The organism is Leifsonia virtsii, assembly GCF_030433675.1.
Lineage (GTDB): Bacteria > Actinomycetota > Actinomycetes > Actinomycetales > Microbacteriaceae > Leifsonia > Leifsonia virtsii.
Map to the genome: position 1 here is coordinate 1,136,299 of NZ_JAROCB010000001.1, position 26,182 is coordinate 1,162,480.

The 26,182-nt window shown below is 70.9% G+C and carries 26 protein-coding genes and 1 tRNA gene; 20 read left to right on the plus strand and 7 right to left on the minus strand.

Annotated features, from left to right (window positions below):
- Positions 1 to 4 precede the first annotated feature (4 nt).
- Positions 5 to 1,126: a baeRF11 domain-containing protein gene (locus tag P5G59_RS05490; protein WP_301216768.1), complete on the minus strand. Its 1,122-nt coding sequence runs from the start codon at positions 1,124 to 1,126 to the stop codon at positions 5 to 7.
- A 125-nt stretch (positions 1,127 to 1,251) separates the two neighbouring features.
- Here P5G59_RS05490 and P5G59_RS05495 point away from each other — a divergent pair, with 125 nt between their 5' ends.
- The 11 genes from P5G59_RS05495 to P5G59_RS05545 all read left to right on the plus strand — a co-directional run bounded on the left by P5G59_RS05495 (position 1,252) and on the right by P5G59_RS05545 (position 13,221).
- Positions 1,252 to 3,348 (plus strand): hypothetical protein, encoded by a 2,097-nt coding sequence (locus P5G59_RS05495; RefSeq protein ID WP_301216770.1) that lies wholly within the window; start codon positions 1,252 to 1,254, stop codon positions 3,346 to 3,348.
- A complete protein-coding gene (locus tag P5G59_RS05500) occupies positions 3,345 to 4,367 on the plus strand; it encodes a LacI family DNA-binding transcriptional regulator (RefSeq protein ID WP_301216772.1) in 1,023 nt (340 codons plus the stop codon). The genes P5G59_RS05495 and P5G59_RS05500 overlap by 4 nt, the downstream gene beginning before the upstream one ends.
- Before the next feature lie 30 nt (positions 4,368 to 4,397).
- Complete coding sequence (locus tag P5G59_RS05505; protein WP_301216774.1) at positions 4,398 to 5,708, plus strand: ABC transporter substrate-binding protein; 1,311 nt, start codon at positions 4,398 to 4,400, stop codon at positions 5,706 to 5,708.
- A 2-nt stretch (positions 5,709 to 5,710) separates the two neighbouring features.
- Positions 5,711 to 6,667, plus strand: a complete 957-nt coding sequence (locus P5G59_RS05510) for a carbohydrate ABC transporter permease (protein ID WP_301216777.1) — start codon at positions 5,711 to 5,713, stop codon at positions 6,665 to 6,667.
- Entirely contained in the window at positions 6,664 to 7,587 is a 924-nt protein-coding gene (locus P5G59_RS05515; RefSeq protein ID WP_301217009.1) for a carbohydrate ABC transporter permease, read from the plus strand. Before P5G59_RS05510 ends, P5G59_RS05515 begins: the two co-directional genes overlap by 4 nt.
- A 17-nt stretch (positions 7,588 to 7,604) precedes the next feature.
- The gene (locus tag P5G59_RS05520; RefSeq protein ID WP_301216779.1) at positions 7,605 to 8,633 is read left to right on the plus strand and encodes a glycoside hydrolase family 130 protein; all 1,029 of its coding nucleotides are present in this window, start codon (positions 7,605 to 7,607) and stop codon (positions 8,631 to 8,633) included.
- A complete protein-coding gene (locus tag P5G59_RS05525; RefSeq protein WP_301216781.1) occupies positions 8,630 to 9,688 on the plus strand; it encodes a glycoside hydrolase family 130 protein in 1,059 nt (352 codons plus the stop codon). Before P5G59_RS05520 ends, P5G59_RS05525 begins: the two co-directional genes overlap by 4 nt.
- Positions 9,689 to 9,760: 72 nt before the next feature.
- Positions 9,761 to 10,102: a YciI family protein gene (locus tag P5G59_RS05530; RefSeq protein WP_301216783.1), complete on the plus strand. Its 342-nt coding sequence runs from the start codon at positions 9,761 to 9,763 to the stop codon at positions 10,100 to 10,102.
- Between the two features lie 6 nt (positions 10,103 to 10,108).
- On the plus strand, positions 10,109 to 11,332 hold the full coding sequence (locus P5G59_RS05535; protein ID WP_301216785.1) for an RNA polymerase sigma factor: 1,224 nt from the start codon (positions 10,109 to 10,111) through the stop codon (positions 11,330 to 11,332).
- A gap of 46 nt (positions 11,333 to 11,378) precedes the next feature.
- On the plus strand, positions 11,379 to 12,221 hold the full coding sequence (locus tag P5G59_RS05540; protein ID WP_301216787.1) for an NAD(P)-dependent oxidoreductase: 843 nt from the start codon (positions 11,379 to 11,381) through the stop codon (positions 12,219 to 12,221).
- Between the two features lie 874 nt (positions 12,222 to 13,095).
- Positions 13,096 to 13,221, plus strand: coding sequence for a hypothetical protein (locus tag P5G59_RS05545; RefSeq protein WP_301216789.1), 126 nt, complete (start codon positions 13,096 to 13,098; stop codon positions 13,219 to 13,221).
- 8 nt (positions 13,222 to 13,229) lie between these two features.
- On the opposite strand, the gene P5G59_RS05550 is transcribed toward P5G59_RS05545, so the two are convergent.
- The 3 genes from P5G59_RS05550 to P5G59_RS05560 form a co-directional block, all read right to left on the minus strand.
- Complete coding sequence (locus P5G59_RS05550) at positions 13,230 to 13,472, minus strand: hypothetical protein (protein ID WP_301216791.1); 243 nt, start codon at positions 13,470 to 13,472, stop codon at positions 13,230 to 13,232.
- A gap of 168 nt (positions 13,473 to 13,640) precedes the next feature.
- A tRNA-Lys gene (locus tag P5G59_RS05555) sits at positions 13,641 to 13,716 on the minus strand.
- A 77-nt stretch (positions 13,717 to 13,793) separates the two neighbouring features.
- The gene (locus P5G59_RS05560; RefSeq protein WP_301216793.1) at positions 13,794 to 14,912 is read right to left on the minus strand and encodes an AI-2E family transporter; all 1,119 of its coding nucleotides are present in this window, start codon (positions 14,910 to 14,912) and stop codon (positions 13,794 to 13,796) included.
- 126 nt (positions 14,913 to 15,038) lie between these two features.
- On the opposite strand from P5G59_RS05560, the gene P5G59_RS05565 reads away from it, so the two are divergent.
- The gene (locus tag P5G59_RS05565) at positions 15,039 to 15,404 is read left to right on the plus strand and encodes a DUF7882 family protein (protein ID WP_301216795.1); all 366 of its coding nucleotides are present in this window, start codon (positions 15,039 to 15,041) and stop codon (positions 15,402 to 15,404) included.
- Between the two features lie 27 nt (positions 15,405 to 15,431).
- Here the strand turns inward: P5G59_RS05565 and P5G59_RS05570 are convergent, their stop codons facing one another.
- A complete protein-coding gene (locus tag P5G59_RS05570) occupies positions 15,432 to 15,773 on the minus strand; it encodes a hypothetical protein (RefSeq protein ID WP_301216797.1) in 342 nt (113 codons plus the stop codon).
- A 62-nt stretch (positions 15,774 to 15,835) separates the two neighbouring features.
- On the opposite strand from P5G59_RS05570, the gene P5G59_RS05575 reads away from it, so the two are divergent.
- From P5G59_RS05575 to P5G59_RS05595, 5 genes are all read left to right on the plus strand, one after another.
- Positions 15,836 to 16,636: an inositol monophosphatase family protein gene (locus P5G59_RS05575; RefSeq protein ID WP_301216799.1), complete on the plus strand. Its 801-nt coding sequence runs from the start codon at positions 15,836 to 15,838 to the stop codon at positions 16,634 to 16,636.
- Between the two features lie 217 nt (positions 16,637 to 16,853).
- Positions 16,854 to 17,426: a fascin domain-containing protein gene (locus tag P5G59_RS05580; protein ID WP_301216800.1), complete on the plus strand. Its 573-nt coding sequence runs from the start codon at positions 16,854 to 16,856 to the stop codon at positions 17,424 to 17,426.
- Positions 17,427 to 17,599: 173 nt separating this feature from the next.
- Positions 17,600 to 18,472, plus strand: a complete 873-nt coding sequence (locus tag P5G59_RS05585) for an ABC transporter ATP-binding protein (protein ID WP_435871246.1) — start codon at positions 17,600 to 17,602, stop codon at positions 18,470 to 18,472.
- Positions 18,473 to 18,475: 3 nt separating this feature from the next.
- Positions 18,476 to 19,729, plus strand: coding sequence for an ABC transporter permease (locus tag P5G59_RS05590; protein WP_301216804.1), 1,254 nt, complete (start codon positions 18,476 to 18,478; stop codon positions 19,727 to 19,729).
- Positions 19,729 to 20,709, plus strand: coding sequence for an NAD(P)H-quinone oxidoreductase (locus P5G59_RS05595; RefSeq protein WP_301216806.1), 981 nt, complete (start codon positions 19,729 to 19,731; stop codon positions 20,707 to 20,709). Before P5G59_RS05590 ends, P5G59_RS05595 begins: the two co-directional genes overlap by 1 nt.
- Here P5G59_RS05595 and P5G59_RS05600 read toward each other — a convergent pair.
- Positions 20,612 to 21,070 carry a ribosomal maturation YjgA family protein gene (locus P5G59_RS05600; RefSeq protein WP_301216808.1) on the minus strand — a complete coding sequence of 153 codons (459 nt, stop codon included), beginning with the start codon at positions 21,068 to 21,070 and terminating at the stop codon, positions 20,612 to 20,614. The two genes, P5G59_RS05595 and P5G59_RS05600, sit on opposite strands and share 98 nt — an antisense overlap.
- 80 nt (positions 21,071 to 21,150) lie before the next feature.
- Here P5G59_RS05600 and P5G59_RS05605 point away from each other — a divergent pair, with 80 nt between their 5' ends.
- Together P5G59_RS05605 and P5G59_RS05610 are read left to right on the plus strand one after the other, a co-directional pair.
- The gene (locus tag P5G59_RS05605) at positions 21,151 to 22,164 is read left to right on the plus strand and encodes an adenosine deaminase (protein WP_301216809.1); all 1,014 of its coding nucleotides are present in this window, start codon (positions 21,151 to 21,153) and stop codon (positions 22,162 to 22,164) included.
- Complete coding sequence (locus P5G59_RS05610; protein ID WP_301216810.1) at positions 22,161 to 22,994, plus strand: alpha/beta fold hydrolase; 834 nt, start codon at positions 22,161 to 22,163, stop codon at positions 22,992 to 22,994. The genes P5G59_RS05605 and P5G59_RS05610 overlap by 4 nt, the downstream gene beginning before the upstream one ends.
- A gap of 47 nt (positions 22,995 to 23,041) precedes the next feature.
- Here the strand turns inward: P5G59_RS05610 and P5G59_RS05615 are convergent, their stop codons facing one another.
- On the minus strand, positions 23,042 to 23,617 hold the full coding sequence (locus tag P5G59_RS05615; protein WP_301216812.1) for a TetR/AcrR family transcriptional regulator: 576 nt from the start codon (positions 23,615 to 23,617) through the stop codon (positions 23,042 to 23,044).
- Between the two features lie 77 nt (positions 23,618 to 23,694).
- Here P5G59_RS05615 and P5G59_RS05620 point away from each other — a divergent pair, with 77 nt between their 5' ends.
- Positions 23,695 to 26,085, plus strand: coding sequence for an MMPL family transporter (locus tag P5G59_RS05620; RefSeq protein WP_301216814.1), 2,391 nt, complete (start codon positions 23,695 to 23,697; stop codon positions 26,083 to 26,085).
- Positions 26,086 to 26,182: the final 97 nt, after the last annotated feature.

Here is a 26,182-nt window from a genome sequence, read left to right on the forward strand (position 1 = left end):
GCCCTCAGACGGGGAAGCGCACGGCGGCCGCGGCCGCCCCGCCGCCCGGCACATCGTCGGCGCGCAGCGCGTAGACCTTCGCCTTGGAACCCAGCGCGCGGCGCAGGATCTCGTCGACCACGCCGTAGTCGCCCGGCTCGTCCTCCGGCGCGAGCGTGATCGCTCCCGTCGTCTCGTCCACCGACCCCGGCACCCGGCGGTCGATGTCGATGATGAGCGACTCCACGGCGCCGAACGTCGCCGCGCGGGCGATGTCGCTCAGATCGACGAGCGCTGTTCCGGACGCGATGCGGCTCTCGTACGTCTCGCGCAGCTCGGCGACCTTGCCCGCGTAGAGCCGGTCGAGCACGCCGCGCGCGGCCGTCGCGAGCTCTTCGTCGGTCTTGTCCTCCGGATTGCCGGCGATGACCTCCGGCACGAGCCGCGGGTGCTCCCCCGCCCCGCGGAAGATGCCCACGAGCGGCTCGGCGGCGGCCAGGATGAGCGGTTCCGTGGAGTTCGCCAGCAGCGGGTGCAGCGCGCGCTCGATCGCCTGCACGTACTCCAGCATCCGCACCTTCTGGCCCTCCGAGCCCTGGATGCGCCCGTCCGGCGACCGTCCGCTCACCGAGGTCAGCCCCACCGCCGCGGCGACGTCCTTCGGCATGCCCGGCACGTCGACCCGCTCCGGCGGCCGGTCGGGCGTCAGGTGCAGCAGCCGCACCGAGTTGCCGGCCAACGCCAGGATCAGCGCGGTCTGCGGGAACGTCAGCGCCCGCAGCAGCGGCTTCACGTAGAACCGGTCGGCGACCTCGCAGGAGGTCCCGAGGCGGTTCGGCAGGCGGAACGTCTCCGCCAGCTCGCCGTCGAGGAAGACCGCGAGCGAGCGGGACTGATAGCGCCAGAAGTCCCGGTCGTCGAGGATGCGCTCGGCCTCCGCATGCACGGCCTGGATGCGGGCCCGCGGAACCTCCAGGGCCTCCAGCGCCCGGACGGCCGACGCGAGATGGTTCTTGAGCTCGATCCTGGCCCGATCGGCCTCCGGAGGCGTCGTGCCGGTCGGCAGGTAGATGCTCACGCATCCGGGCTGACGGAAGGCGGCGATGCGCTCCACGTCGGCTTTGGTGGGAACGTCTTTGTACTCCACGGGAGCTCCTCTCACCCGGCGATGACGGGGTCGCGTGCGGCCAGTCTGGTCTGACGGCGAAGTCTCCACAAGACCGACGTTGACATTCGGCCCGACCGCGTCTACGGTCTCTTAAACCGGTTTAGATGACAGGGGACGCGACGATGCGCAACCGACGACTCACGACGAAGAAGGCCGCCCTCGGCCTCGCCCTCGGCGCCGCACTGGCGATCACGGCGGCAGGCGCTCCGGCTCTGGCAGCACCGCAGCAGGCGGCCTCCGCGGCCGACTCCGGCACCTCCGCTCCCGCGAAGCTAACCAATCTCGCGCACCTCGACTTCCTGCTCGACGACGTCCCGCTCCTCTCAGGGATAGCCGGGCACACCACCTACCGCGCAGCCGAGGAGCCGGTCGCTCGCGCACCCTGGGTCTACGCCGACCGGCAGGCCGACGGCAGCTTCCGCCGGGTCGGCGGCGGGCCCGTCACCGACGCCACCCGCGGCTGGTACGCCCAGGGCGCCTACGACGCCGACGACATCTCCCGCGCCGCCGTCGTCTACCTGCGCGACTGGAAGCAGAACGGCACTGCCACCAGCCGCACGAGCGCCTACGAGCTGCTCCGCTCGCTCACCTACCTGCAGACCGCCGACGGGCCGAACGCCGGCAACGTGGTGCTCTGGCAGCAGCACGACGGCACGCTCAACCCGTCCGCCATCCCGAAGGAGCTGCCCGACCCGTCCGACTCCGCCGAGTCGTTCTGGCTCGCGCGCACGGTGTGGGCGCTCGGCGAGGGCTATGCCGGATTCCGCAGCTCCGACCCGGCCTTCGCGTCCTTCCTCGCCGCCCGGATGCAGCTCGCCGTCGGCGCGCTGCAGCGGCAGTCCCTCGCCCGCTATCCGCAGACCGATGTCGCGAACGGCGTGACCGTTCCCGGCTGGCTCATCGTCGGAAGCGCCGGAGCCACAGCTGAGGCCGTGCTCGGCCTCAGCGCCTACGTGGCCGCGCAGCCTTCCGACTCCGCGGCGCGCACGGCGCTCGCCCGCTACGCCGAGGGCATCGCGAAGCTGCAGAGCGGCGGGTCCGGGCAGTGGCCGTTCGGCGCACTGCTGCCGGAGGCGAACTCCCCCACCTTCTGGCACGCCTGGGCCGGGATGCAGCCCGCCGCCCTCACGGCCGCGGCGACGGTGCTGCACGACGGCGGCCTCCAGCAGTCCGCGACGAAGGACCTGGCCTCGTTCACCGCCCAGCTGCTCGCCTCCGGCGGACCGGACAACGGCTGGACCCCCACCCCCGCCGACCGCACGCAGATCGCCTACGGCGTCGACTCGCGGCTCGAAGGGCTCGTCGCCGCGTCCGACGCGACCGGCGCCTCCGGACTCGCGGCCCTCGCCGGCGCACAGGCCGCCTGGTACTTCGGCGCGAACCGCGCGGGCGTCGCCGCCTACGACCCGGCGACCGGCGTGTGCGTCGACGGCATCGCGGGTGACGGCACGGTGAACCGCAACTGCGGCGCCGAGTCCGTCATCCACACCGAGCTCAGCATGCTGGCACTGGATGCGCACCCGTCGATCGCACGCGCCGCCACGGCCCTCACCCGCACCACCGCGACGGACGGGCTGACCGTGGTCGAGGCCGAGAGCGGCACGGCCACCGGCCCCGTCAGCACGGTGACGCCGCCGTCCGCCTGGACCGGTTCCGCGAACTGGTCGGGCGGGTCGTACCTCCAGGCCGGTTCCGGCTCGACCGTGACCCTCGCCCTTCCGGCCAGCCACCCGACGGCGCGCATCCTCCCGATCGCCGACCTCGGTCCGGGCGGATCAGGCACGACCGCCTGGACCACCGCGGCCGGCCGCCTCACCCTCCCGCTCGGCCGCACCGACAATGTGCGCGCCGGGGAGCAGGGGATCGCGCCCAGCCCGGTCTTCCTGCTCCCGCAGACGCTGCCCGTCCCGGTCCCCGCGGCCGCCACCTCGGTCACCGCCCGCGTAACCGGGACCGCCCGGCTGGATGCGCTGCTCGTGCAGCCGGTCGTCTCCCACCTCGCCCTCGCCGGCAGCGCAACGCTCGACGTCTATGCGAACGCGACGGCCCTCCCTGTGCCGCAGAAGCTCGACGCCGGCGCACCCGTGACGGTGACCAGCTACGACGCCTCCGGCCGTCAGGTCGGCCGCGCGAAGACGGCAGGGGCCCACGCCACGGTGCTCGTGCTGCCCGGCGGGTTCACCACGGTGACCGCCCGATGAGCCCGGCCAGCGTCACGATCAACGACGTCGCGCGCGCGGCGGGCGTCAGCAAGTCCCTGGTCTCGCTGACCCTCAACGAGCGGCCCGGGGTCAAGGAGGAGACCAGGGAGCGCATCCTCCAGGTCGCACGCGAGCTCGGCTGGACGCCGCATCCCGGTGCCCGAGGCCTCAGCCTGCGCCGCGCCTACGCGCTCGGGCTGGTGCTGCGCCGCTCGCCGCGCACGATCGAGGTCGACCCGTTCTTCGCGTCCTTCATCGCCGGTGTCGAGACGGTGCTCGCCGAGCGCGGCAACGTCCTCGTGCTCACCGTCGTGCCCGACCGGGCGGCCGAGGAGCGCGCCTACGAGCGGCTCGCAGCCGACAAGCGCGTCGACGGCTTCCTGCTGACCGACCTCCTGGCCGACGACGAGCGCATCCCGCTCCTCGAACGGCTCGGCTCGTTCGCCGTCTCGCTCGGGGAGCCGCTCGGCGGCAGTCCCTTCCCCGCGGTCACCCGCGACTACGACGCGGGCATCGACGAGCTCGTCCAGCACCTCGTCGGGCTCGGCCACCGGCGCATCGCCCACGTCTCCGGCGACGAGCGGATGCTGCACGGCCGCCGTCGGCGCGAGCGTTTCGAGACCGCGGCGCGAGCGGCGGGCATCGATCCGCTCGTCGTCCCCACCGACTTCTCCCCCGAGCAGGGCGCGGAGGCCACGAAGGCCCTGCTCGACCGGGAGGACCGCCCGACCGCGATCGTCTACGGGAACGACCCGATGGCGATCGCCGGGATGGGCGTCGCGCACGAGAGAGGGCTCGACCTCCCCGCTGACCTCTCCATCACCGGGCTGGACGGCTCCCAGATCGGGTCGTTCGTCTATCCCTCCCTCACCACCCTCGACAACGACCCGGCCGGGTTCGGCCTCGCCGCCGCCACCGCACTGCTGCGGCTGGTGGAGGACGGCGAGGCCGGCGACGTCGCCCTGCCGCCCGCACGACTGGTCGTGCGGGCGTCCACCGCGGCGCCGTCCGGCCGCTGACCCACACCCCACCCCCAGAAAGGCAACACCATGCGACACGACAGACTGCGACGGGGCAGACTCGCCGCTTCCCTCCTCACCGCCGGCCTCGTGGCCGGCACCCTCGCCGCCTGCGGCTCCAGCGGCGGCGGCTCCGGCGACGCCATGAAGGCGCACGGACCGATCACCATCTGGTACTCGAACAACGAGCAGGAGGTGCAGTGGGGCAAGGCCATGGTCTCGGCCTGGAACTCCGCGCACCCCAAGGAGCAGATCAAGGCCCAGGAGGTGCCGGCCGGCAAGAGCACCGAGGAGGTCATCGGCGCCGCCATCACCGCCGGGACGACGCCGTGCCTGGTGTTCAACAACCTCCCGGCCGCCACCGGCCAGTGGCAGAAGCAGGGCGGCCTCGTCGACCTGTCCAAGTTCTCCGACGGCGCGAAGTACATCGAGGCCCGCAGCGGCGACGCCGCGAAGCAGTACAAGTCGGCCGACGGCGACTACTACCAGATGCCGTGGAAGCAGAACCCCGTGATGATCTTCTACAACAAGGCCATCTTCCAGAAGGCCGGCCTCGACCCCGCGAACCCGAAGCTGTCGACCTACGCCGACTTCCTCGCCGCCGCGCAGAAGATCAAGAGCTCGGGAGCCGCGCCGTACGCGATCTACCCGGCGCCGACCAGCGAGTTCTTCCAGGTGAACTTCGACTACCTGCCGCTGCTCGCGGCCCAGTCCGGCGGCAAGACGTTCATCGAGGACGGCAAGGCGACCGTCACCGGTCAGGACTCGCTCGACGTCGCGAACTTCTGGAAGCAGATCTACAGCGACAGCCTCGCCGGCAAGGAGCAGTACCAGGGCGACGCGTTCGCCGACGGCAAGTCGGCCATGGCGATCGTCGGCCCCTGGGCCATCGCCTACTACGGCGGCGACAAGGTGCAGTGGGGCTCCGTCCCGGTCCCGACCAAGGACGGCAAGTCTGCGGACGAGACCTACACCTTCCCCGACGCGAAGAACATCGGCATGTACACCTCGTGCAAGAACCAGGGCACGGCGTGGGATGTGATCAAGTTCGCGACCAGCAAGGAGCAGGACGGCAAGCTGCTCGACACGACCGGCCAGATGCCGATCCGCACCGACGTCGCCACGACCTACAAGGACTACTTCGACGCGCACCCCGCGTACAAGGAGTTCGGAGCCCAGAGCGCCCACACCGTCGACGACCCCACCGGCACCAACACGATCGCGCAGATGCAGGCACTCCGTGACGCCTACACCAAGGCGGTCGTGAACGGCAGCGGGTCCGTCGAGGACGCCTTCAAGGCCGCCGCCGACAAGATCGACAAGCTCCAGGCGCAGAAGTAGCCATGACCACCACCTCCGCTCCCCCGGCGGCGGGCACCGCGCCCGCCGCCGGGAACGGCCGGCGCCACCGCGCGCCGCTCGTGCAGCGCATCCTGGGGAAGAACCCGCTCGGCTGGCTCTTCGGCGCGCCGTACATCGTGTACGTGCTCGTGATCTTCGCGTTCCCGCTGTGCTTCGCCGTGTACATGTCGTTCTTCGACTACTTCTTCGCGGCGCCCGGTGCGAACGTCGACCGGCCGTTCGTCGGCCTGGACAACTACATCCAGGCCCTCACCGATCCGGCCGTGCTGCAGTCGTTCGGCAACGTCGGCATCTTCCTCATCATCAACGTGCCGCTGACCGTCGTGCTGTCGCTGCTGCTCGCCTCCGGGCTGAACAGCATCACCCGGTTCCGCACCTTCCTGCGCACCAGCTACTACGTCCCGTACGTCACCGCGAGCGTCGCGATCATCGGGGTGTGGCTGTTCCTGTTCGGGCAGAACGGCCTGGTGAACCACATCCTCGGTCCGCTCGCGCCCAGCCCGAGCTGGCTGTCGAGCCCGACGCTCGCCATGCCGACCATCGCGATCTACGTCACGTGGAAGGGCCTCGGGTTCTACATCCTGCTCTACCTGGCTGCGCTGCAGAACGTGCCGACGGAGCTCTACGAGTCGGCGGCGACCGACGGTGCCGGCAAGGTGCGGCAGTTCTTCTCGGTCACGGTCCCGGGCGTCCGTCCCGCGACCGTGCTCGTGCTGCTGCTGTCCACGATCACCGGGGCCAACCTGTTCACGGAGCCGTACCTGCTGACCGGGGGCGGCGGCCCGGACGGGCACTCCACCAGCCCGGTGCTGCTCATCTACCAGCAGGGCATCCAGCAGGGCCACCCCGGCTACGCGGCTGCGATCGGCGTCATCCTCGTCATCGGGGTGCTGATCCTCGGCTGGCTCCAGAACCGGTTCGTCGGAGGAAGAGACTGATGACGCAAACCACACCGGGGACCGGCGTGCGGCCGGCCTCTCGCCCCTCCCGTCGCCGGCGACGCGACCTGTCGGCGCCGCGGCGCCTCACGCGCGGCCAGGCCATCGTGCAGGGCATCGTGCTCACGCTGGGCGCGATCGCGTTCCTGTTCCCCTTCTACTACATGCTGGTGGGCTCGCTGCAGGCCGAACCCGACACGTCGGTCGCGGGAGCCTTCCCGAACCCGGCCAACCTGACGCTGCAGAACTACGGCGAGATCAACTCCCGGATCAACCTGTTCCAGGGGCTGGTCAACTCCGGGATCTTCACCGGAGGTGTGCTGCTCGGGACGGTCGTGTTCGGCGTGCTCGCCGGCTACGCGCTTGCCATCCTGCAGTGGCGTGGACGCGGCGTGACCTTCGCGCTCGCCCTGCTGGTGCAGACCATCCCGTTCCAGCTGCTGATGATCCCGCTCTACGTGCTCATCGCGCGCAACTACGGGCTCGCCGACAACTACCTCGGGATGATCCTGCCGTTCGTGATCAACTCGGCCGCGGTTCTCATCTTCCGGCAGTACTTCCTGCAGCTGCCGCGCGAGCTGTTCGACGCGGCGCGGGTCGACGGTGCGGGCGAGTTCCGGCTGCTGTGGCGCATCGCCCTGCCGCTGGTGCGCCCGGCGCTGGTCACCGCGCTGCTGCTGACCTTCATCGGCCCGTGGAACGAGTTCCTCTGGCCGTTCCTGATCACCAAGGAGGCGAGTCTGCAGCCGCTGGCGGTCTCGCTGGCCAACTACATCTCGACCGTCGCGGGCTCCACCTCCAACCCGTACGGCGCCATCCTCGCCGGCGCCGTCGTGCTGGCGGCGCCTGTCGTCGTGCTGTTCATCGTGTTCCAGCGCTACTTCACCTCCTCCGACCTGGGCTCGTCCGTCAAGGGCTGAGTCCGAGATAAGGAACCATGGACGACCTCCTCACCCCAGGTCTCGCTGACCACGGCGCCCTGCTCGCGTCGTACCGCGAGGCCCTCGCCCACACGAACGCCCTGACCGACCGCATCTCCACGGACCAGTTCTCGGCCTTCTACCCCGAGCGCCCCGAGTGGGCGATCGGCCCGTTCGCCAGGAACGACGCGCTCACCTTCCGCCTCGACGGCCAGTGGAACGACCCGACCGGGATCGGCTGGACCAGCGACTCCATCTTCAACCCCACGCTGATCGAGCGCGGCGACGAGCTGCACCTGTTCTACCGCGCCTCCCCGCGCAAGGAGTCGACGGCGAGCCGGATCGGGCACGCCGTCCGCCGCGACGGCGCGTGGCACGACTCCCCCGCCAACCCGATCGTGTACCCGACGTTCGAGAACGAGACGCTCGGCTGCGAGGACCCGAAGGTCTACGCGCTCGACGACGGCTACGTGCTGTTCTACAACGGCATCTGGCGGCGGGAGGACGGCTCGGTGGCCGTCGACATCCTGCACGCCGTCTCCGACGACCTGGAGCACTGGGACAAGCGCGGCCTGGTCGTGCCGTACGAGGTCTCGGAGTACTGGGCGAAGGGCGCCGTCCTCCCGCGCGACGAGCGCGGCCGAGCTGCGCGGGTGGGCGACGACTACCTCATGTTCCTCTCGGAGGGCTGCGGCGGCCGGCCGACCGTCGGGCGCTCCCGGAACGGACTCGACTGGAGCTTCGAGGTGCAGCCGTACCTCGACCTCGGCCCGCTGGGCGGCTCGCTGTTCGAGGTCGCCTGCGCCGCGGTCACGGGCGACCACCTCGTGCTCGACTTCTTCTACGCGGACGCCGACGGCGACTTCGCGGCCGCCCAGGCCCTGTACCGGCTCGACGAGCCGTTCACCCAGCTGGCGCTGAACCGCGGCGGGTCGCTCTCCTGGGGCGGCCTCCAGAAGCTCGGGGGCCGCTGGTCGTTCGCCCAGGGCTGGGACGCCCCGGCCGGTACCCGTGAACTGTACTTCTACCAGGAGGTGGACGCATGACCCCGTTCCCGTATCGGCTGACGCGCGCCGGTGTCGTGATGACCCCGGTCGCCGGCGACCCGCTGGAGGCGGAGGGCGTGCTGAACCCGGCGTCCGGCCGTGGCCCCGACGGCGAGCTCTACCTGCTGCCGCGGCTGGTCGCCGAGGGCAACGTCTCCCGGGTCGGCCTCGCGCGGGTCGTGGTGGAGGACGGCGTGCCGGTCGCCGTGGAGCGGCAGGGGGTCGTGCTCGAGCCCGACCGGCCGTTCGAGCGCGGCCGTGACAACGCGGGCGTCGAGGATCCGCGCATCACCTTCATCCCGGCGCTCGGCCTGCACGTGATGACCTACGTCGCCTACGGGCCACTGGGCCCGCACACTGCCGTCGCCGTCTCCGACGACCTGCGCGCCTGGCGCCGCCTCGGTCCGGTCTCGTTCGAGTACGACGACGAGCTCGGCATCGACCTGGCCCTGTTCCACAACAAGGACACGGTGTTCTTCCCCGAGCCGGTGACCGCGCCCGACGGCACGCCGAGCTTCGCGGTGCTGCACCGCCCGGTGTGGGACCTCGGCGGCATCCGTCCGGGCGAGGGAGAGCACCCGCCCGCGGGCGAGACGCGCCCGAGCATCTGGATCGCGTTCATCCCGGTGGAGGCGGTCGAGCGCGACCTCGCGGAGCTCGCCCGCTGGCGCCAGAACCGGTTCCTCGCCGGTCCCGAGTTCCCGTTCGAGGAGCTGAAGATCGGCGCGGGACCGGCTCCTCGCCGCGTCCCCGAGGGCTGGCTGCTGCTCCACCACGGCGTCACCGGACGGCTCGAGCCCGGCGTCGACCAGCAGAAGAACGTCAACTACGCGGCCGGCGCGATGATCCTCGACGCGGACGAACCGTGGCGCGTGATCGACCGGACCACCGAGCCGCTGCTGTCGGCGGAGACGGCGGACGAACGCAGCGGGATCGTGCCGAACGTGGTCTTCCCGACCGCGATCGAGACGGTCGACGGGCGCGACTGGGTCTTCTACGGGATGGCCGACTCCAAGATCGGTGTGGCGTCGCTGGAGCGTGACGTGTCGAAATAGGGGCGGCCCGTTCGTATAGACGGTGAGAGCGCCCCTTCCCATCGACCCGGGCGCTCGGGAAGGATCACCATCATGACCCAGTACCTCCTCAGCGTCATCGAGCCCGACGGACCCGTCCCCGAGCCGGAGGTGATGGCGCGGATCGACCGTGACGTCACCGCCGTGGACTCCGACATGCGCACCTCCGGCGTGTGGGTGTTCTCGAACGGGCTGCTGCCGCCGTCGTCCGCGACCGTCCTGCGCCCGGGCGACGGCGAGGTGCTCGTCACCGACGGCCCGTTCGCCGAAGGCAAGGAGCACCTCGGCGGGTTCTCGATCGTCGACGTGCCCGACCTAGATGCGGCGCTCGAGTGGGGCCGCCGCCTCGCCCTGGCGACCACCCTCCCCATCGAAGTGCGGCCCTTCCGCGGCTGAACCCCGATGGACGACGATGCCCGCATCGCGCGGATCTTCCGCGCGGACTACGGTCGCGCCGTCTCCGTGCTGTACCGCGTCCTCGGCGATCTCGACCGCGCCGAGGACGCGGTGCAGGAGGCGTTCGCGGTCGCGGTCGAGCGCTGGCCGCGCGACGGCGTCCCGCCCGCGCCCGCCGGCTGGATCATCACCACCGCCCGGCGGCGCGCGATCGACCGGCTGCGCCGGGAGGGGGTCGGGCGGTCACGGGAGGCCGAGGCCGTACAGCTCGCCGCACTGAGCGAACCGACCGTAGCGTCGGACGACATCCCCGACGACCGGCTGCAGCTGATCTTCACCTGCTGCCACCCGGCCCTGTCGCCCGAGGCGCGCGTCGCCCTCACCCTCCGGCTGCTCGGAGGACTCACCACGGCGGAGATCGCGCGTGCGTTCCTCGTGCCGGAGCCGACCATGGCACAGCGCCTGTCGCGGGCGAAGGCGAAGATCCGGGATGCCCGCATCCCGTACCGCGTCCCATCGTCCGCCGACCTGGCGCGGCGGCTGCGGTCGGTGCTGTCGGTGCTGTACCTCATCTTCAGCGAGGGCTACGCGGCGAGCGCCGGCGACCGGCTGGTGCGCGAGGAGCTGTGCGACGAGGCGGTCCGGCTCGCGCGCGTTCTGCGGTCGCTGCTGCCGCACGAGGAGGAGGTGCGGGGCTTGCTCGCCCTGCTGCTGCTCGTGGATGCGCGGCGCGCGGCCCGGGTCGACGCAGCCGGCCTGATGGTCCCGCTGCCGGAGCAGGACCACTCGCTCTGGGACGCCGCGCTGATCGCGGAGGGGCACGACATCGTGCGGGAGTGCCTGCGGCGCGGCCGCCCGGGGCCGTACCAGTTGCAGGCGGCCATCCAGGCGGTGCACGACGACGCGCCCTCGGCCGACGCGACCGACTGGCGGCAGATCGTGCTGCTGTACGACCAGCTGCTGCGCGTCGCCCCCACGCCGGTCGTCGCCCTGAATCGCGCGGTGGCGGTCGCCGAGGTGGAGGGTCCGGTCGTCGCCCTGGACGCGGTCGAGCCGCTGCGCGAACAGCTCGCGAGCTTCTACCTGCTGCACGGCATCCGCGCCGGACTGCTCGCCCGCGCCGGTCGCCTCGAGGAGGCGGCCGACGAGTACGAGACCGCTGCCGCTCTCTGCACCGGCGAGGCGGAGCGCACCTTTTTGCTGGGTCGCCGCGCGGCGCTCACCGGCTGAGCCTGCGCCCCTTCCCCCGGTGTCCGGACAGGCGCAGAGTGGGGTCATGGACATCGCCTTCCTCGGACTCGGCCGCATGGGCCGCGAACTCGTGCCGCATCTGATCGACGCCGGCCATCGCGTGACCGCCTGGAACCGCTCCCCGGGTCCCACGGAGACCATCGGCCGGCGCGGTGCCCGCATCGCCTCGTCCGCGGCCGAGGCCGTGGAGGGGGCCGAGGTCGTCGTCACCGTCCTGTTCGGCCCGGACGCCGTCCGCGAGACCGTGCTCGAACCGTCGCTGCCGATCCCCTCCGGCGCACTGTGGATCGATGTGACCACCGTCGCCCCGGCCGACGCCACCGACTTCGCGGGGTGGGCCGAGCGGGCGGGGGTGCGCTACGTCCACTCGCCCGTCGTCGGGTCGCTCGCGCCCGCTCGGGCCGGCGGCCTGGCCGTGCTCATCGGCGGCGAGCACGACGCCGCCCGCGAGGCCCGCTCGGTGGTCAGCCTGTGGGCCGACCCGGATAAGATCCGCACCTTCGACGCACCGGAGAAGGCCGCGTCGGCGAAGCTCGTCGCGAACCTCGCGCTCGCCATCTCGATGGAGGCGCTGAGCGAGACGCTGCGGCTGGGTGCCGCGGGCGGCCTGTCCACCGACGAGGTGCTGTCGCTGCTGCCGCTCACCACCATCGCCCCGATCGCCTCGATGAAGGGCCCGGTGGTGGCCTCGGGCGACTTCGTGGACACGCAGTTCTCGGCCGCCCTTCTCGCCAAGGACCTGCGCCTCATGCTGGCGACGGCCGAAACCCCGCTACCCGCCGCCGCCCTCGTGGCCGCAGAACTGCAGCGCGCCGTCGACGCCGGCCACGGCGAGGAGGACTTCTCGGTGATCGCGCGGGACCGCTGACGGCTCGTTCAGGGGGCAACGCTTCATCGATGGGCCGCAACACGCCGTGAACGACAGACGGTTCGCGGCGTGTTGCGCCCCATGGATACGCGAAGAGCCGAGCCAGGCACACGCGAGCGAGAACTGACCACGGACAAGCGAAAGACGCCCGCACCTGTCGGCTGAGCGCCGTCCTCCGCTCACGGCAGAATCCTCTGTATGAACGGTGAACTCGCTGCCCTGATCGCACAGTGCCTGCACGGAAACGAATGGCTCGCGTCCGGGACAGGTCCCGCGCCGACACTCGACACGTCCAACTCCACCTTTCAGTACGTCAGCCGGCTGCATTCCACGTGCCCGCAACGGCGCTTCCTCGGGCGGAAAACGTGGGAGGCCGACGGCGTCGCGCCGTGGCTCGAGTTCCTGCGCGACTCGGGCACCCGTCGGCTGTCGCTCGTCGTCGCCGGCTCCTCCGATTCCGGGCTTCCGGATCACCTCGCGGTGTCGTTCGCGGGCGGCGGCCGGTGGGCGCTCGCGAGCGATGGCCCGCTCCCGCGTCTGTGGCGGTCGAGGTGGGCGGTTCAGGACCGGGACAGGCCGGACCGGCGAATCTGGACGGTTGAGCAGGCGGGCACCCCGGTGGCGGATCCGTGGCCCGCACGGGATGTGGAGGGCTCGGCGCGCGAAGACCTGAGACGGGCTCTGGAGGGGATCCGCGAGTACGCCGACCGCGCGGGCCTGGACGAGTGGGCCCGGTGGTTCGCCGAGGCCCTCCGCCTCCTCGACTCCCCGGATCCGGTCATCCCCTACAACCCGGACCTCGCGCCGGCCTCGCTGCCCCCTGGCGGCGCGACAGCTGCTGGCCGGGACGGTCAAGGCCTGGGTGTTCTGCGGGATGGGATCGTGGAACGACATCGCGCTCGCCGACGACGCCCTGGCGCAGGAGTACGAACGGCGGACTGCCGATCTCTACTCCGCCGTCCTCGCTGCCGTGGTCGCGGTGACCGACGGCGTGGCCTGAGAGGATCGTCAGGGCGCTTCTGGCGACTGCTGGTCCGGTTCCGGCCGCAGCTCCGAGGCCGGCACCCGCGTCGCCTGCCGGACCCACCACGCGCCAGGCCCGGCGGCGACCGCGCCGAAGACCAGGACGCCCAGGCCACCGAAGACGTTGCCCGCGATCAGACCGAGCACGCCGAGTGCCGCCGCAGCTGAGCCCCCCACCAGGAGGACGATCCAGTTGTGCTGGTTCGTCTGGGTGGCTCGAACGATCAACGGCGCTCGTTCGGTCGGACTGGCAGGACTCTCCCCCGGCACCATGGGGAGATCATCGCACGCGGAGTGGTTCGAGCGCATGCCGCCCGGGCATCCAAGCCGCGCGGAGAAGACCCCGGATAAGCGAAAGACCCCCGCCGCTGTCTCCAGCTGCAGGGGCCTTTCCGGTGGTGCGCCCCCAGGGACTTGAACCCTGAACCCATTGATTAAGAGTCAATTGCTCTGCCGATTGAGCTAGAGGCGCATCCGGTTCGGTGACCCGAACCGAGGCTCAACACTAGCATCCGTTTCGGGCATCCCGCCAATCGAGGATCGCTCGCGTCAGCGGAGCTCCTTTCTCGGCATCACGATCTCCTTGATGATCAGGATGATGCCCGCCGAGATCGGGATGGCGACGAGGGCGCCCGGCAGACCGAACAGGGTCGATCCGGCCAGCGCCGAGATGAGCACGACCGATCCGGGCACCTGCACGGCCTTCCCCATCACGCGCGGCGTCAGGATGTACGCCTCCACCTGCATGTAGACGAGCATCAGCACCAGCACGACCACGCCGCTCACCGGCGAGTGGATGAACGCCAGCACCGTCATGACGGCGGTCGTCAGCACGGTTCCGATGAGCGGGATGAGGGTGATGAAGAAGGCGGCGAGCGCGATCAGGAAGGCGCCGGGGACGCCGGTGGCGAGCAGCAGGATGAGGCTGTAGACGGCGTTGCAGAAGGCGAGGATCACCATCCCGCTCAGGTACTTGCCGAAGTTCTGCAGGATGCGCTCGGCGTAGCTCTCGAAGCGGGCGCGATTGGAGCGGCGCACGAGCCGATAGGCGGCCTGCTTGGTGCTGTCGTAGGACGCGATGAAGTAGATGGTCAGGATGGCGATGAAGAAGCCGGTCGTGACGGCGTTGAGCACCGAAAGGCCGAAACCCACCAGACCGTTGCCGATCGTCGCCCACGTGTTCGGGTCCTTCACCTGGTCCGAGATCCAGGTGAAGACCTGGCCGAGGACACCGTTGGTCGCCTCATTGGCGGAATCGAACCAGCCCTCCGCGCGGAGGGTGTTGATCTCCTTCGGCACCTGCGTGGCCAGGTTCGAGATCTGCTGAACGATCAGCGGCACCACCACCCAGACGATGGCGATCAGCAGGGCGACGATGAGCAGGATGACGGTCACGATCGCCCAGACGCGCTTCATCCCCCGGCGCTGGAACCAGCGGATCAGCGGGTCGAGGCCGACCGTGGCGAACATGGCCAGGAACACCGAGAAGATGATCGAGCGCAGACCGTAGAGCATGAAGCCGGTGGCGACGGCCCCGATCGCGCCGAGCGAGACGAGGTAGCCGAAGAGCAGCGGGCTGCGGCGGATGAGTGGCTCACCTGCGGCCCGGCGCGAGGGCACGCCGCCGCCGTAGCTGCTTCGGCTGACGGGCCGACGGATGAAACGCATGCTGCCTCCGCTCGACGCCCAGACGGGCTATCTGGACCCTATTGGCAATCCGCCCGGCGGGGCTATCTTTCCGCGAGGGTCGGGCGAAGACTGGAGAGCCCCACGCCGAAACCGAGGAGGTCGAGCATGGGCTCCATGACCTACGACGGCATCGTCATCCACTTCGAGGACCGGCACCTCGCCCACCTGCAGATCGTCATCGTCAACAAGCTGCGGCGGCAGGAGTCGTTCGCGATGTCGTGGCGCGACTCCACCGACGTGGGCGACGGGCGCAGCGCCATCTGGCTGGACCCGAGCATCCCCCTCTACTTCAAGTTCGAGGGGTCGCGCGTCCCGTCCATCAACAAGGACTGGGTGGACCGGCTCGCCGAGTCGGCGAGCGGACCGCAGGGCCTCGTCGTCACCGGGGAGGACGGCGAGCTCGACGAGCGGCCCGGCCGGCTGGGTCCGGTGACGGGCTCGCTGCCCGCGATAGTGCCGCCGAACGGCTGAGGCACCGGTCGGACGACGCCGGACCGGTCAGCCGAGGTCGTCGAACGTCTGCGGCGCCTCCGTCCCGGTTCCCGTCGGCTCCGCCGCCGGCTTGCGCGGCGCGAGCTCCGCGGTCTTCGCCCCGAGACTGCCCACCAGCCCGGCGTCCTCGATCTCGGCACTGTCGAGGTCGACCGGCTCGCTGACGATCTGGCTTGCCGGCCCGAGCAGGAGCTCGATGCGGTCGCGGTCGCCCTGCAGGGTCCGGCCGGGGACGAACACCGTGTCGGCGATGCCGTGCCTGGCGAGCGCCCGGGCGTACTCCATGACCGCCTCCGCCAACGCGTCGCCGGTGTAGAACGCCGTCCCCGCATACACGATCCGTCGCATACCTCCACAGTTACGCTCGGCGACCCCGGCTGCCAACCCCGCACCCCGCTAGGCTCGTCGCTGTGACGAACACCGCCGACCCCCGCCCGCTCGACGGCGACCTCGCGCTGGCCCTGCGGCTGGCCGACACCGCCGATGCGATCTCGCTCCGCCGGTTCCGCGACCTCGACCTGCACGTCGAGACCAAGCCCGACCGCTCCCCCGTCACCGAGGCCGATCTCGCGGTCGAGCGCGCGATCCGCGAAGCCATCAAGGCCGAGCGCCCGGGCGACGGCATCCTGGGCGAGGAGTACGGCACCGAGGGCGACAGCACCCGGCAGTGGATCGTCGACCCGATCGACGGCACCGCGAATTACCTGCGCGGCGTCCCGGTGTGGGGCACGCTCATCGCGCTCGCCATCGACGTCACGCCCCGCGTCGGCGTCGTCAGCTCCCCCGCGCTCGGCCGCCGCTGGTGGGCGACGACGGGTGGCGGGGCGTGGACGACGGATGCGCCCGGCGCCCAGCCGCGACCCCTCCACGTCTCCGGCGTCACCGACCTGGAGCACGCGTCGCTCAGCTTCCAGAGCATCGCCCAGTGGGACCAGGCCGGCTACCTCGACCGGCTCATCGACCTCACCCGGCGCGTCTGGCGCGACCGGGCGTACGGCGACATGTGGTCGTACATGCTGCTGGCGGAGGGCGTGCTGGACGCGGTGGCCGAGTTCGACGTGAAGACCTACGACCTTGCCGCACTCATCCCGATCGTGGAGGAGGCGGGCGGCACCTTCACGTCGGTCGACGGGACGCCGGGGCCGGGCAACGGCTCCTCCCTCGCGTCCAACGGGCTGCTTCACCCCGCCCTGCTGGACGCGCTTTCCTGACCGGACCGACGGGTCCGTCGCCGGCGGTCGGTGCGCTGCGCCGCCGGTTGGCCGCTGCTCGACCACTTTCGGACCGGGCTGGGGCACCGGTTCCCCATGCTCCCTCTTCTTGTACGCACATTTGGTATTTTCTGCTGCGCGCGACATCGCGCGCACGACGATGTGTTCTCCGTCTGAGAACGCAAGCCAAGAAAGAGAAGAAATGAAGACGAAGCTGATGCGTTCGAGAATCGCGGGTATCGCGGCGACCGCTGCCGTCGCCGCCGGAATCGGACTGTTCTCCGCCGTCCCCGCGCAGGCAACGCCGATCGAGTACGGCATCACCAACTACTGTCCGATTCCGAGCGGCAACTTCACGTTCAAGAATGCCTGGACGGGGTTCTACATGTCGGCTCGCCTCGACAACGCAGGAACCCCCGTGATCGCCGGCAACAATCAGACGTTCGCCAGCACGTGGGAGGAGTTCACCCTCTCGCTGGTCGGCAGCAATACCTACAAGACCAGCAGCACGGAATGCACCTATGCGCTGAAGGCGTCCAACGGCAAGTACGTGTCAGCGGCGCCCGACGGCAGCCGCCTCGTCGCCGACCGCACGGCGGCCAGCACGTGGGAGCTCTTCTCCCTCGTCAACAACGGCGGCCAGTCCCGGAGCCTCCTGGCGAAGTCCAACGGGAAACTCGTCCAGGTCCAGCCCGACGGCAACACCCTCGCAGCCACCGGAACCAACACGGGGTCGCCCAGCGCGCAGTTCAGCCTCGGGGGGAAGGCCGCCTGGTACACGCCCTATTGAGGTGAACGGGGATCAGCCCGCATGACCCCTGTCCTGCCTGCCGACTCGTCGGCGGGCAGGACGGGCATCGCTCCCACTTCGCGCGGCGTCGGCCGTGCCCCTAGGCTGGCCGGGTGAGCGCACCGACACCCACGACGACGACGGAGCCGCTGGTCCACATCGCCAACTTCCGGATGGACTTCGGCCGCACCACCGTGATCCGCGACCTCTCCTTCGACATCCGGCGGGGCGAGACGTTCGGGTTCCTGGGCAGCAACGGCTCGGGCAAGACGACGACGATCCGCGCCCTGCTCGGCATCTACCAGCCGACCGCAGGGGTGCTCCACATCGACGGTCGCCCGTTCAGCCCGGAGGCAGGGGAACGGCTCGGCTACCTCCCGGAGGAGCGCGGGCTGTACAAGAAGGAGTCCGTGATCGACGTCATGGTCTACTTCGGCCGGCTGAAGGGGCTCGGCGCCGAGCAGGCGCGGCGCTGGTCTCGCGCCTACCTGGAGCGCGTCGGCATCGGCGACAAGGAGAAGGTGCGGCTCGACAAGCTCTCCGGCGGCCAGCAGCAGAAGGTGCAGCTGGGCGTGACCATCATGAACGACCCCGAGCTCCTCATCCTCGACGAGCCGACCAAGGGCTTCGACCCGGTCAACCGGCGCCTGCTCATGGACATCATCGACGACCAGAAGCGCGCCGGCTCCACAGTCATGATGGTGACCCACCAGATGGAGGAGGTGGAGCGCCTCTGCGACCGCGTCATCCTGCTGAAGGACGGCACGGCGCGCGCCTACGGCACCGTCGAGGAGGTGCAGGACCAGTTCGGCGGCACGATCGTGCACGTCGACCACGCCGGCGCCATCCCCGACTCCCCTGCGTACCGGCTGCTCTCGGACGTGGACGGTCACGCCCAGCTGGAGGTGGTCGACGGCGCCGACGCCGCCGCTATCCTGCAGGGACTCGTGGATGCGGGCGTCCGCGTCTCGCGCTTCGCCCCCACCCGGAAGTCGCTCGACGACATCTTCGTCGAGGTCTACGGCGCAGAGAGCCAGGAGGACTGACACATGGCCCGCCACAACCTGGGCACCGTCATCGCGTTCGAGTTCCGCCGCACCGTCACCAAGCGGCGGTTCTGGGCGATCACGCTCATCCTCCCGATCCTCGTGTTCGGGCTGGGCGGCCTCATCATCGCCTCCAACGTGTCCACGGCGAACACGGCCGACCAGCAGAAGAACGCGCGCTTCGAGTTCTTGTACACCGACGCCTCCGGCCTCGTCGACGCCGGCATCGCCAAGCAGTACGGCGGCACGGAGATCGCCTCGGAGGCGGAGGGCGTCGAGGAGGTGCAGATCGGCGGGACGCCGGCGTACTTCTCCTACCCGGCCGACCCGGCGAAGCAGACCGTCAAGGTGTGGGGCGAGGACGCGGGGGTGTTCCAGAACAGCAGGTACTCCGCCGTCGCGCAGTCGCTGCTGGCGGCGAGCGTGGAGAAGAAGGTCGGCGATCCGACCGATGTGGCGGTGCTGCGCGGAGACGTCAGCACCTCGACCACCACGTTCAAGGACGGGAAGGTCGCACCCGGTTTCGAGGCCATCCTGCCCGCCCTGGTCTTCCTCGCCGCGTTCTTCATCGTGATCGTGTTCCTCGGCAACCAGATGCTGAACTCCACGCTGGAGGAGAAGGAGAACCGCGTCACGGAGATGATCCTGACGACGATCAACCCGACGAACCTGCTGATCGGCAAGGTGATCTCGCTGTTCGCCATCGGGATCATCCAATTGGCCGTCTTCGCGCTGCCGATGCTGATCGGGTACCTGTTCTTCCGCGACCAGCTGCAGCTGCCGAACTTCGACCTCAGCGGACTGGTGTTCGACCCGCAGAAGATGATCGTCGGCGCGCTCATCCTCATCGGCGGGTTCGCGCTGTTCACCGGCACGCTGGTGGCCGTCGGCGCCGTCATGCCCACGGCGAAGGATGCGGCGCCGGTGTTCTCCGTCGTGATCTTCGCCGTCGTCATCCCGCTGTACGCGTCGGGCTTCGCGATCAGCTCCCCGCAGGCGCCGATCGTGCAGCTGCTCGCCTACTTCCCCTACACCGCGCCGATCACGGCCCTGATCCTGAACGCCTTCGGCTCACTGCCGCTGTGGCAGGCGATCGTCATCATCGTCGAGCTGTTCGCGTTGTCGGTGGTGGTGCTGCGCATCGCGGTGCGGCTGTTCCGCTACGGGTCGATCGAGTACACCAGCAAGGTGCGCATCCGGGATGTGCTCGGCCGCCGGCCCGAGCGGGCGCAGCCGACGCAGCGGACGGGCGCCTGATGCGCGCCGTCGTCGTGACGCAGCCGGGCGGGCCGGAGGTGCTTGCGCTCGAGGAGCGGCCCGATCCGGTTCCCGGCGAGCACGAGCTCCGTATCCGCGTCGCCGCGGCCGGGCTCAACGGGGCCGACCTCAGCCAGCGCCGCGGCTTCTATCCGGCGCCGCCTGGCGCCCCCGAGTGGCCGGGGCTCGAGGTCTCCGGCACGGTCGACGCGGTGGGTCCCGGGGTCGACGGCTGGAGCGTCGGCGACCGGGTGTGTGCGCTGCTGCCGGGCGGCGGCTACGCCGAGCTCGTCACGGTCGATGCCGGGCTCGCCCTCCCGGTGCCGGAGTCGGTGGACCTGGTCGAGGCGGCCGGTCTCCCCGAAGTGGCGGCCACGGTCTGGTCGAACGTCTTCCGCATCGGGCGGCTGGTAGCCGGCGAGACGCTGCTGGTGCACGGCGGGTCGAGCGGCATCGGCAGCATGGCCATCCAGCTGGGCGTCGCGTTCGGCGCCGAGGTCATCGCGACCGCGGGCAGCGCCGACAAGGCGGCGTTCTGCCGCGAACTCGGCGCTCAGGCAGCGGTGGACTACCGCACGCAGGACTTCGTGGAGGCGGCGCGCGCGTTCACCGACGGCCGCGGCTTGGACGTCGTCCTCGACATCGTCGGCGGGTCGTACATCGCCCGGGACCTGGAGGCCCTCGCAGTGGGCGGTCGCATCCTGTCGATCGCTGTGCGCGACCGGGAGCCTGCTGCGGTCGACATGGGGTTGCTCATGCGCAAGCGCGCGAGCATCCACGGCACCACGCTGCGCGCCCGGCCCCTCGCCGAGCGCACGGCCGTCATCGCCGGGGTGCGCGCGGCGGTGTGGCCGCTGCTCGCCGAGGGCCGTGTCCGGCCGGTCATCGACTCGGTGTTCCCTCTGGAGGATGCGGCGGCCGCGCACCGGAGGATGGAGAGCTCGGCGCACCGCGGGAAGATCCTGCTGCGCGTCGGCTGACCCCGTCCACCAGGGCCGCAGCGACCGCGCCGAGCAGGTAGGCGAGCAGGTCCGACCATTGGAACGTGGTGCCCAGCACCAGCGCGGCAACCGGCACGGTCTGCGCGAGCGCGGCCGGGACGCCGGTGAGCTGGAAGACCTCGACCGCCGCGCAGATCGCGGTCGCGACGGTGGCGACCACGGCGGGCCGAGCCCGCACGGCGACGGCCGCGAAGATCGTGTAGATGAGAACGGCGTACAGCGCGTCGCCCACAAAGGTCCAGGCGGCACTGTCGGTCCACCGGGCGACGGCGAGGCCCGCGGCGACGGTCAGCAGCGCGGCCGCGGCGAGGACAACGCGACGGGAGCGGGCGGGAGGCATGGCTCAACGCTACGGTCGCTCCGGCAGCCGCGCGTCCATCGGGCGGCGCAGACGGGTCCGTCGGTGGGAGGATCGTAGACATGACCGACGCCCTCACCGACGACGCCCTGTCCGCCCTCCCGAAGGCCGAGCTGCATCTCCACATCGAGGGGACCCTGGAGCCGGAGCTGGCGTTCGAGCTCGCGACACGCAACGGGGTGGAACTGCCGTACGCGGATGTCGCTGAGCTGGCCGCGCAGTACGACTTCGACGACCTGCAGTCGTTCCTCGACCTCTATTACGCGACGATGGCGGTGCTGCGCACCCGAGAGGATTTCGCCGAGCTGACCCGCCGCTACCTGCGCCGCGCTCATGTGCAGGGCGTGCGGCACGCGGAGCTGTTCTTCGACCCTCAAGCACATACGGCCCGCGGCGTCGCGTTCGACGACGTGGTCGACGGGATCGGCGACGCGCTCGACGAGGCGGAGCGCGAGCTCGGGATGTCGGGCGGCCTCATCCTGTGCTTCCTCCGCGACCAGCCGGTCGAGTCGGCCGAGGAGGCGCTCACCGCGGGCCTCGCCCGCACCGACCGCATCATCGGCGTCGGACTCGACTCCGCCGAGGTCGGCTACCCGCCGTCGCTGTTCGAAGGCGTCTACGCCCGGGCGCGCGCGGCCGGCCTACACGTCGTGGCCCACGCCGGCGAGGAGGGACCGCCCGCGTATGTGTGGGAGGCGCTCGACCTGCTGAAGGTGGAGCGCATCGATCACGGCATCCGCTCGATCGAGGACGACGAGCTGGTCGCGCGTCTGGCGTCCGAGCGCATCCCGCTCACGGTGTGCCCGCTGTCGAACGTGCGGCTGCAGGCCACGCCCGACCTGCGCGACCATCCGCTGCTCCGGCTGGATGCGGCGGGCGTCCGGGTGACCGTCAACTCGGACGACCCGGCGTACTTCGGCGGCTACGTGGGCCGCAACTTCGAGGCGGTCCGGGATGCGCTGGGCGTCACGGCGGACCAGGCGCGACAGTTCGCCCGCACCTCGATCGAGGCGTCGTTCGCATCGGACCAGCGCAAGGCGCAGCTGCTCGACGAGCTGGAGGCATGGCGGCCATGAGCGACCCCCGATCCTTCGTCACCGCCGACGGCCGCGCCGTCCGGTACTTCGACACCGGCGGCGACCCCGCCGCGCCTGTGCTCATCTGGCACCACGGGACGCCGCAGACCGGCGCGGTGATCGCACCCGTCGCCGCCGAGGCCGCCGCGCGCGGCTTCCGGGTCGTCTCGGCGGCGCGGCCCGGCTATCCGGGGTCGGACGCCCTGCCCGGCCGCTCCATCGCCGACGCTGCGGCGGACGTGCTGGCGATCGCGGACGCGCTCGGCGTCGAGCGCTTCGTCACCGTGGGTGCGTCCGGAGGCGGACCGCACGCCCTCGCACTCGCCGCCCTCGCGGGCGAGCGGGTGACGGCGACGGTCACGCTCGCCGGGCTCGCCCCCTTCGACCACTCCCCCGACTGGTTCTCCGGGATGGCGTCGCCCGACGCGCTGCGCGCCGCGCTGGCCGGGCGCGACGCCCGGCTCGCCTTCGCGGAGACGGCGGAGTTCGACCCGGAGTCGTTCACCTCGCGCGACTACGAGACGCTGAACGGGGCCTGGGGTGCGCTCGGGGCGGACGCCGGCGCCGGCGCGGCGGAGGGTCCGGTGGGCGAGGCCGACGACGACCTGGCCTACGTCGCGCCGTGGGGCGTCGAGCTGCGTGCGGTGCGCACGCCCGTGCTCCTGATCCAGGGCGGCGCCGACCGCGTCGTCCCCGCACCGCACGCCGCGGCGATGCTGGAGCGGCTCCCGGACGCCGAGCTCTGGATCCGTCCTCGCGAGGGGCACGTCTCCGTGCTCACGGCGCTCGGCGTCGCGCTCGACTGGACCCTCGCGATTCGTGCCGAATGAGCGCAATTCGTGACGAATAGCGCTCATTCGGCACGAATCGTGGGCTCTCAGGAGGCGGCCGGGCCGAGCACCAGGTCGACGAGGCGCTCGGCGTAACCCGGGTCCGAGGGCGTACGGGCGAGCGCACGGAAGACGAGGGCGCCGATGATGGTCTCGCTCACGTCCTCGATCGGGAGGTCGGCGCGGAGGTCGCCGGATTCGCGGGCCTCGCGCAGCCGGGACGCGAAGAGCCGCGGATCGGCGAGGCTCTCGCGCAGCCGGCGGCCGACGTCCTCGTTCTCCGTCGCCGCGGCGATCAGCGAGCGGAACAGGCCCACGCCGGTCGGACTCTCGATGATGCCCTCGGCCGTCTTCAGCCAGGAAGTCATGTCGGCGCGCAGGTCGCCGGTGTCCGGGAAGTCGAGGGTGCCGGGCAGCAGCATCCCCTCGAGCAGGCAGTCGGCGATCAGGGCGCTCTTGCCCGACCACCAGCGGTAGACGGTCTGCTTGCCGACGCCGGCGCGCGCCGCGATGCCCTCGATGCTCAGGTGGTCGTAGCCGCGCTCGGCGAACAGGGCCGCGGTGGCGTCGAGGATCGCCACGCGCGCGGCCTCGCTGCGCGGAGCACCCCGTCGTCCGGCCATGGCTCCCAGCCTATCGTCACTTTACGAGACGGACCGTTGCGTATTATGAACCGACCCACGCCACACGAAGGGACGTCATGGCCGAGCTGCTGTACCGGATCGGGAAGTTCTCCGCGCGCCGCGGCGGGAAGGTGATCGTCGCGTGGCTGCTCGTACTCGGCATCGCGGTCGGCGGGTTCCTGATCGGTTTCAAGGGGCTCGCGACCAGCTTCGACGTGCCGAACACCGCCTCGGGCAAGGTCGTCGACGAGCTCACCGAGAAGCTCCCGGACTATGCGGGCGCGTCGGGCACCGTCGTCTTCCAGACCAAGGACGGTTCTGTGCTCGACGCCGACCAGCGGGCCGCGATCAGCGCGCTCGTCAAGGATGCGGACAGCCTCCCCGACGTCTCCAAGGTCGTCGACCCCTTCGCCACCGAGGCGCAGCGCGCGCAGGCCAGGCAGCAGGTCGCCGATGGCCGGACCCAGCTGGATGCCGCGGCGGCGCAGCTCGACGCCGGCCAGGCGCAGCTGGATGCCGCGAAGGCCCAGCTGCAGGCTGCGGGAGCCCCCACCACGGCACTCGACGTGCAGCAGCAGACCATCGACCAGGGCCGCGCCCAGCTCACCGAGAAGCGCACGGAGCTCGAGCAGGGCTCCGAGCTGCTGTCGCTCTCGGACGGCATCCGCGTCGTCTCGAAGGACGGCTCGACCGCGCTCGTCAACATCGCCTTCACCAAGCCCCGGCTGGAGCTGTCGGAGGACGCGAAGCAGGCCGCCATCCACCACTTCGAGTCGAAGCCCGTCGACGGCGTGCGGGTCTCGTTCTCGACCGACATCGCGCAGGGCGTTCCGCAGATCGTCGGCGTCGGCGAGGCGGTCGGCGTCGTGTTCGCCGCGATCGTGCTCGTCGTCGTGCTCGGCTCGATCGTCGCCGCGGCGCTGCCGCTCGTGACCGCTCTGTTCGGCGTCGCCGTCGCCGCGCTCGGGTCCCTCGCCTTCTCCGGCGTGGTCGACATGGCCTCGGTCACCCCGGTTCTGGCGATCATGCTCGGGCTCGCGGTCGGCATTGACTACTCCCTCTTCATCGTGAACCGGCATCGCCGTCAGCTGCTCGAAGGCGCCGAGGTGCGCGAATCCATCGGCCTCGCCAACGGCACCTCCGGCAACGCGGTCGTCTTCGCCGGCACGACCGTCGTCGTGGCCCTGCTCGCGCTCAACGTGACCGGGGTGCCGTTCCTCGGGCTGATGGGAACGGTCGGCGCGGTGGCCGTCATCCTCGCGGTGCTCATCGCAGTGACCCTCACGCCGGCCCTGCTCGGACTGCTCGGGACGCGGTTGCTGAGCCGGCGGGCCCGCGCCAGGATCGGCACGGAGCAGCACTCCGACCCGAACGTCCGCCCGATGCGCACGTGGCGCGCCGTGCTCACGGTGGTCGTCACCGCCGTGGTGCTGCTGATCGTCGCCATCCCCGCGCTGTCGATGCGGGTCGGTCTGCCCGACGGATCGTCCGAGCCGGTCGGCTCGACCACGTACGACGCGTTCACCGAGACCGCCGACGCGTTCGGCGCCGGGTCCACCGGTCCCCTGCTCGTGACCGCGACCGTCGCGGGCGGCGTCGCCGAGGCGGACGTGACCGCCATGCAGCTGCGGGTGGCGAAGACCCTCGCCGACCAGCACGACGTCTCCGCGGTCGCACCGATCGCGGTCTCGAAGGACCGCGAGCTGCTCGCCTTCCAGGTCGTGCCCGAGGAGGGGCCGAACGCGGTCTCCACCGAGAAGCTCGTGAACGCGTTGCGCGACCTCGGCCCGCTCGACGGCGGCATCCGGCTCGGCGTCTCCGGGCAGACGGCGATCAACCAGGACATCTCCGCAAACCTCGCCGCCGTGCTGCCGCTCTACCTGCTCGTCGTGGTGGGACTGTCGCTGATCATCATGATCCTGGTCTTCCGCTCGCTCCTGGTGCCGCTGATCGCGACGGGAGGCTTCATCCTGTCGCTGTTCGCCACCTACGGCGCCGTCACGGCCCTGTTCCAGTGGGGCTGGGGCGCCGACGCGCTCGGGATCCACACCGGTCCGGTGCTCAGCTTCCTGCCGGTGATCCTCGTCGGGATCCTGTTCGGCCTCGCCATGGACTACCAGCTCTTCCTGGCCTCCGGGATGCGCGAGGCCTACGTCCACGGGGCGCCCGCACGGCTGGCGGTCGCCCGCGGGTTCCGCGCCGGCCGGACCGTGGTCGTGGCCGCCGCGCTCATCATGGTCTCCGTCTTCGGCGGGTTCGTCTTCAGCGACTCCACCATGATCCGCTCGTTCGGGTTCGGCCTGGCGTTCGGCGTGCTCGTTGACGCGTTCGCGGTGCGGATGCTGCTCATGCCCGCGCTCATGCACCTGCTGGGTCGTTCGGCCTGGTGGATCCCGCGCTGGCTCGACCGCATCCTGCCGAACGTGGATGTCGAGGGCGCGGCTCTGGAACGCCGTCACCACGCCTGACGGAGCCGCCCAGCCGATTCATCAGTGCAAGTTCTGCGCTTTCCGTATACATCATGCGCAAAAGGGAGGAAGGGGAGGAACGCAACCCGGGTGACGG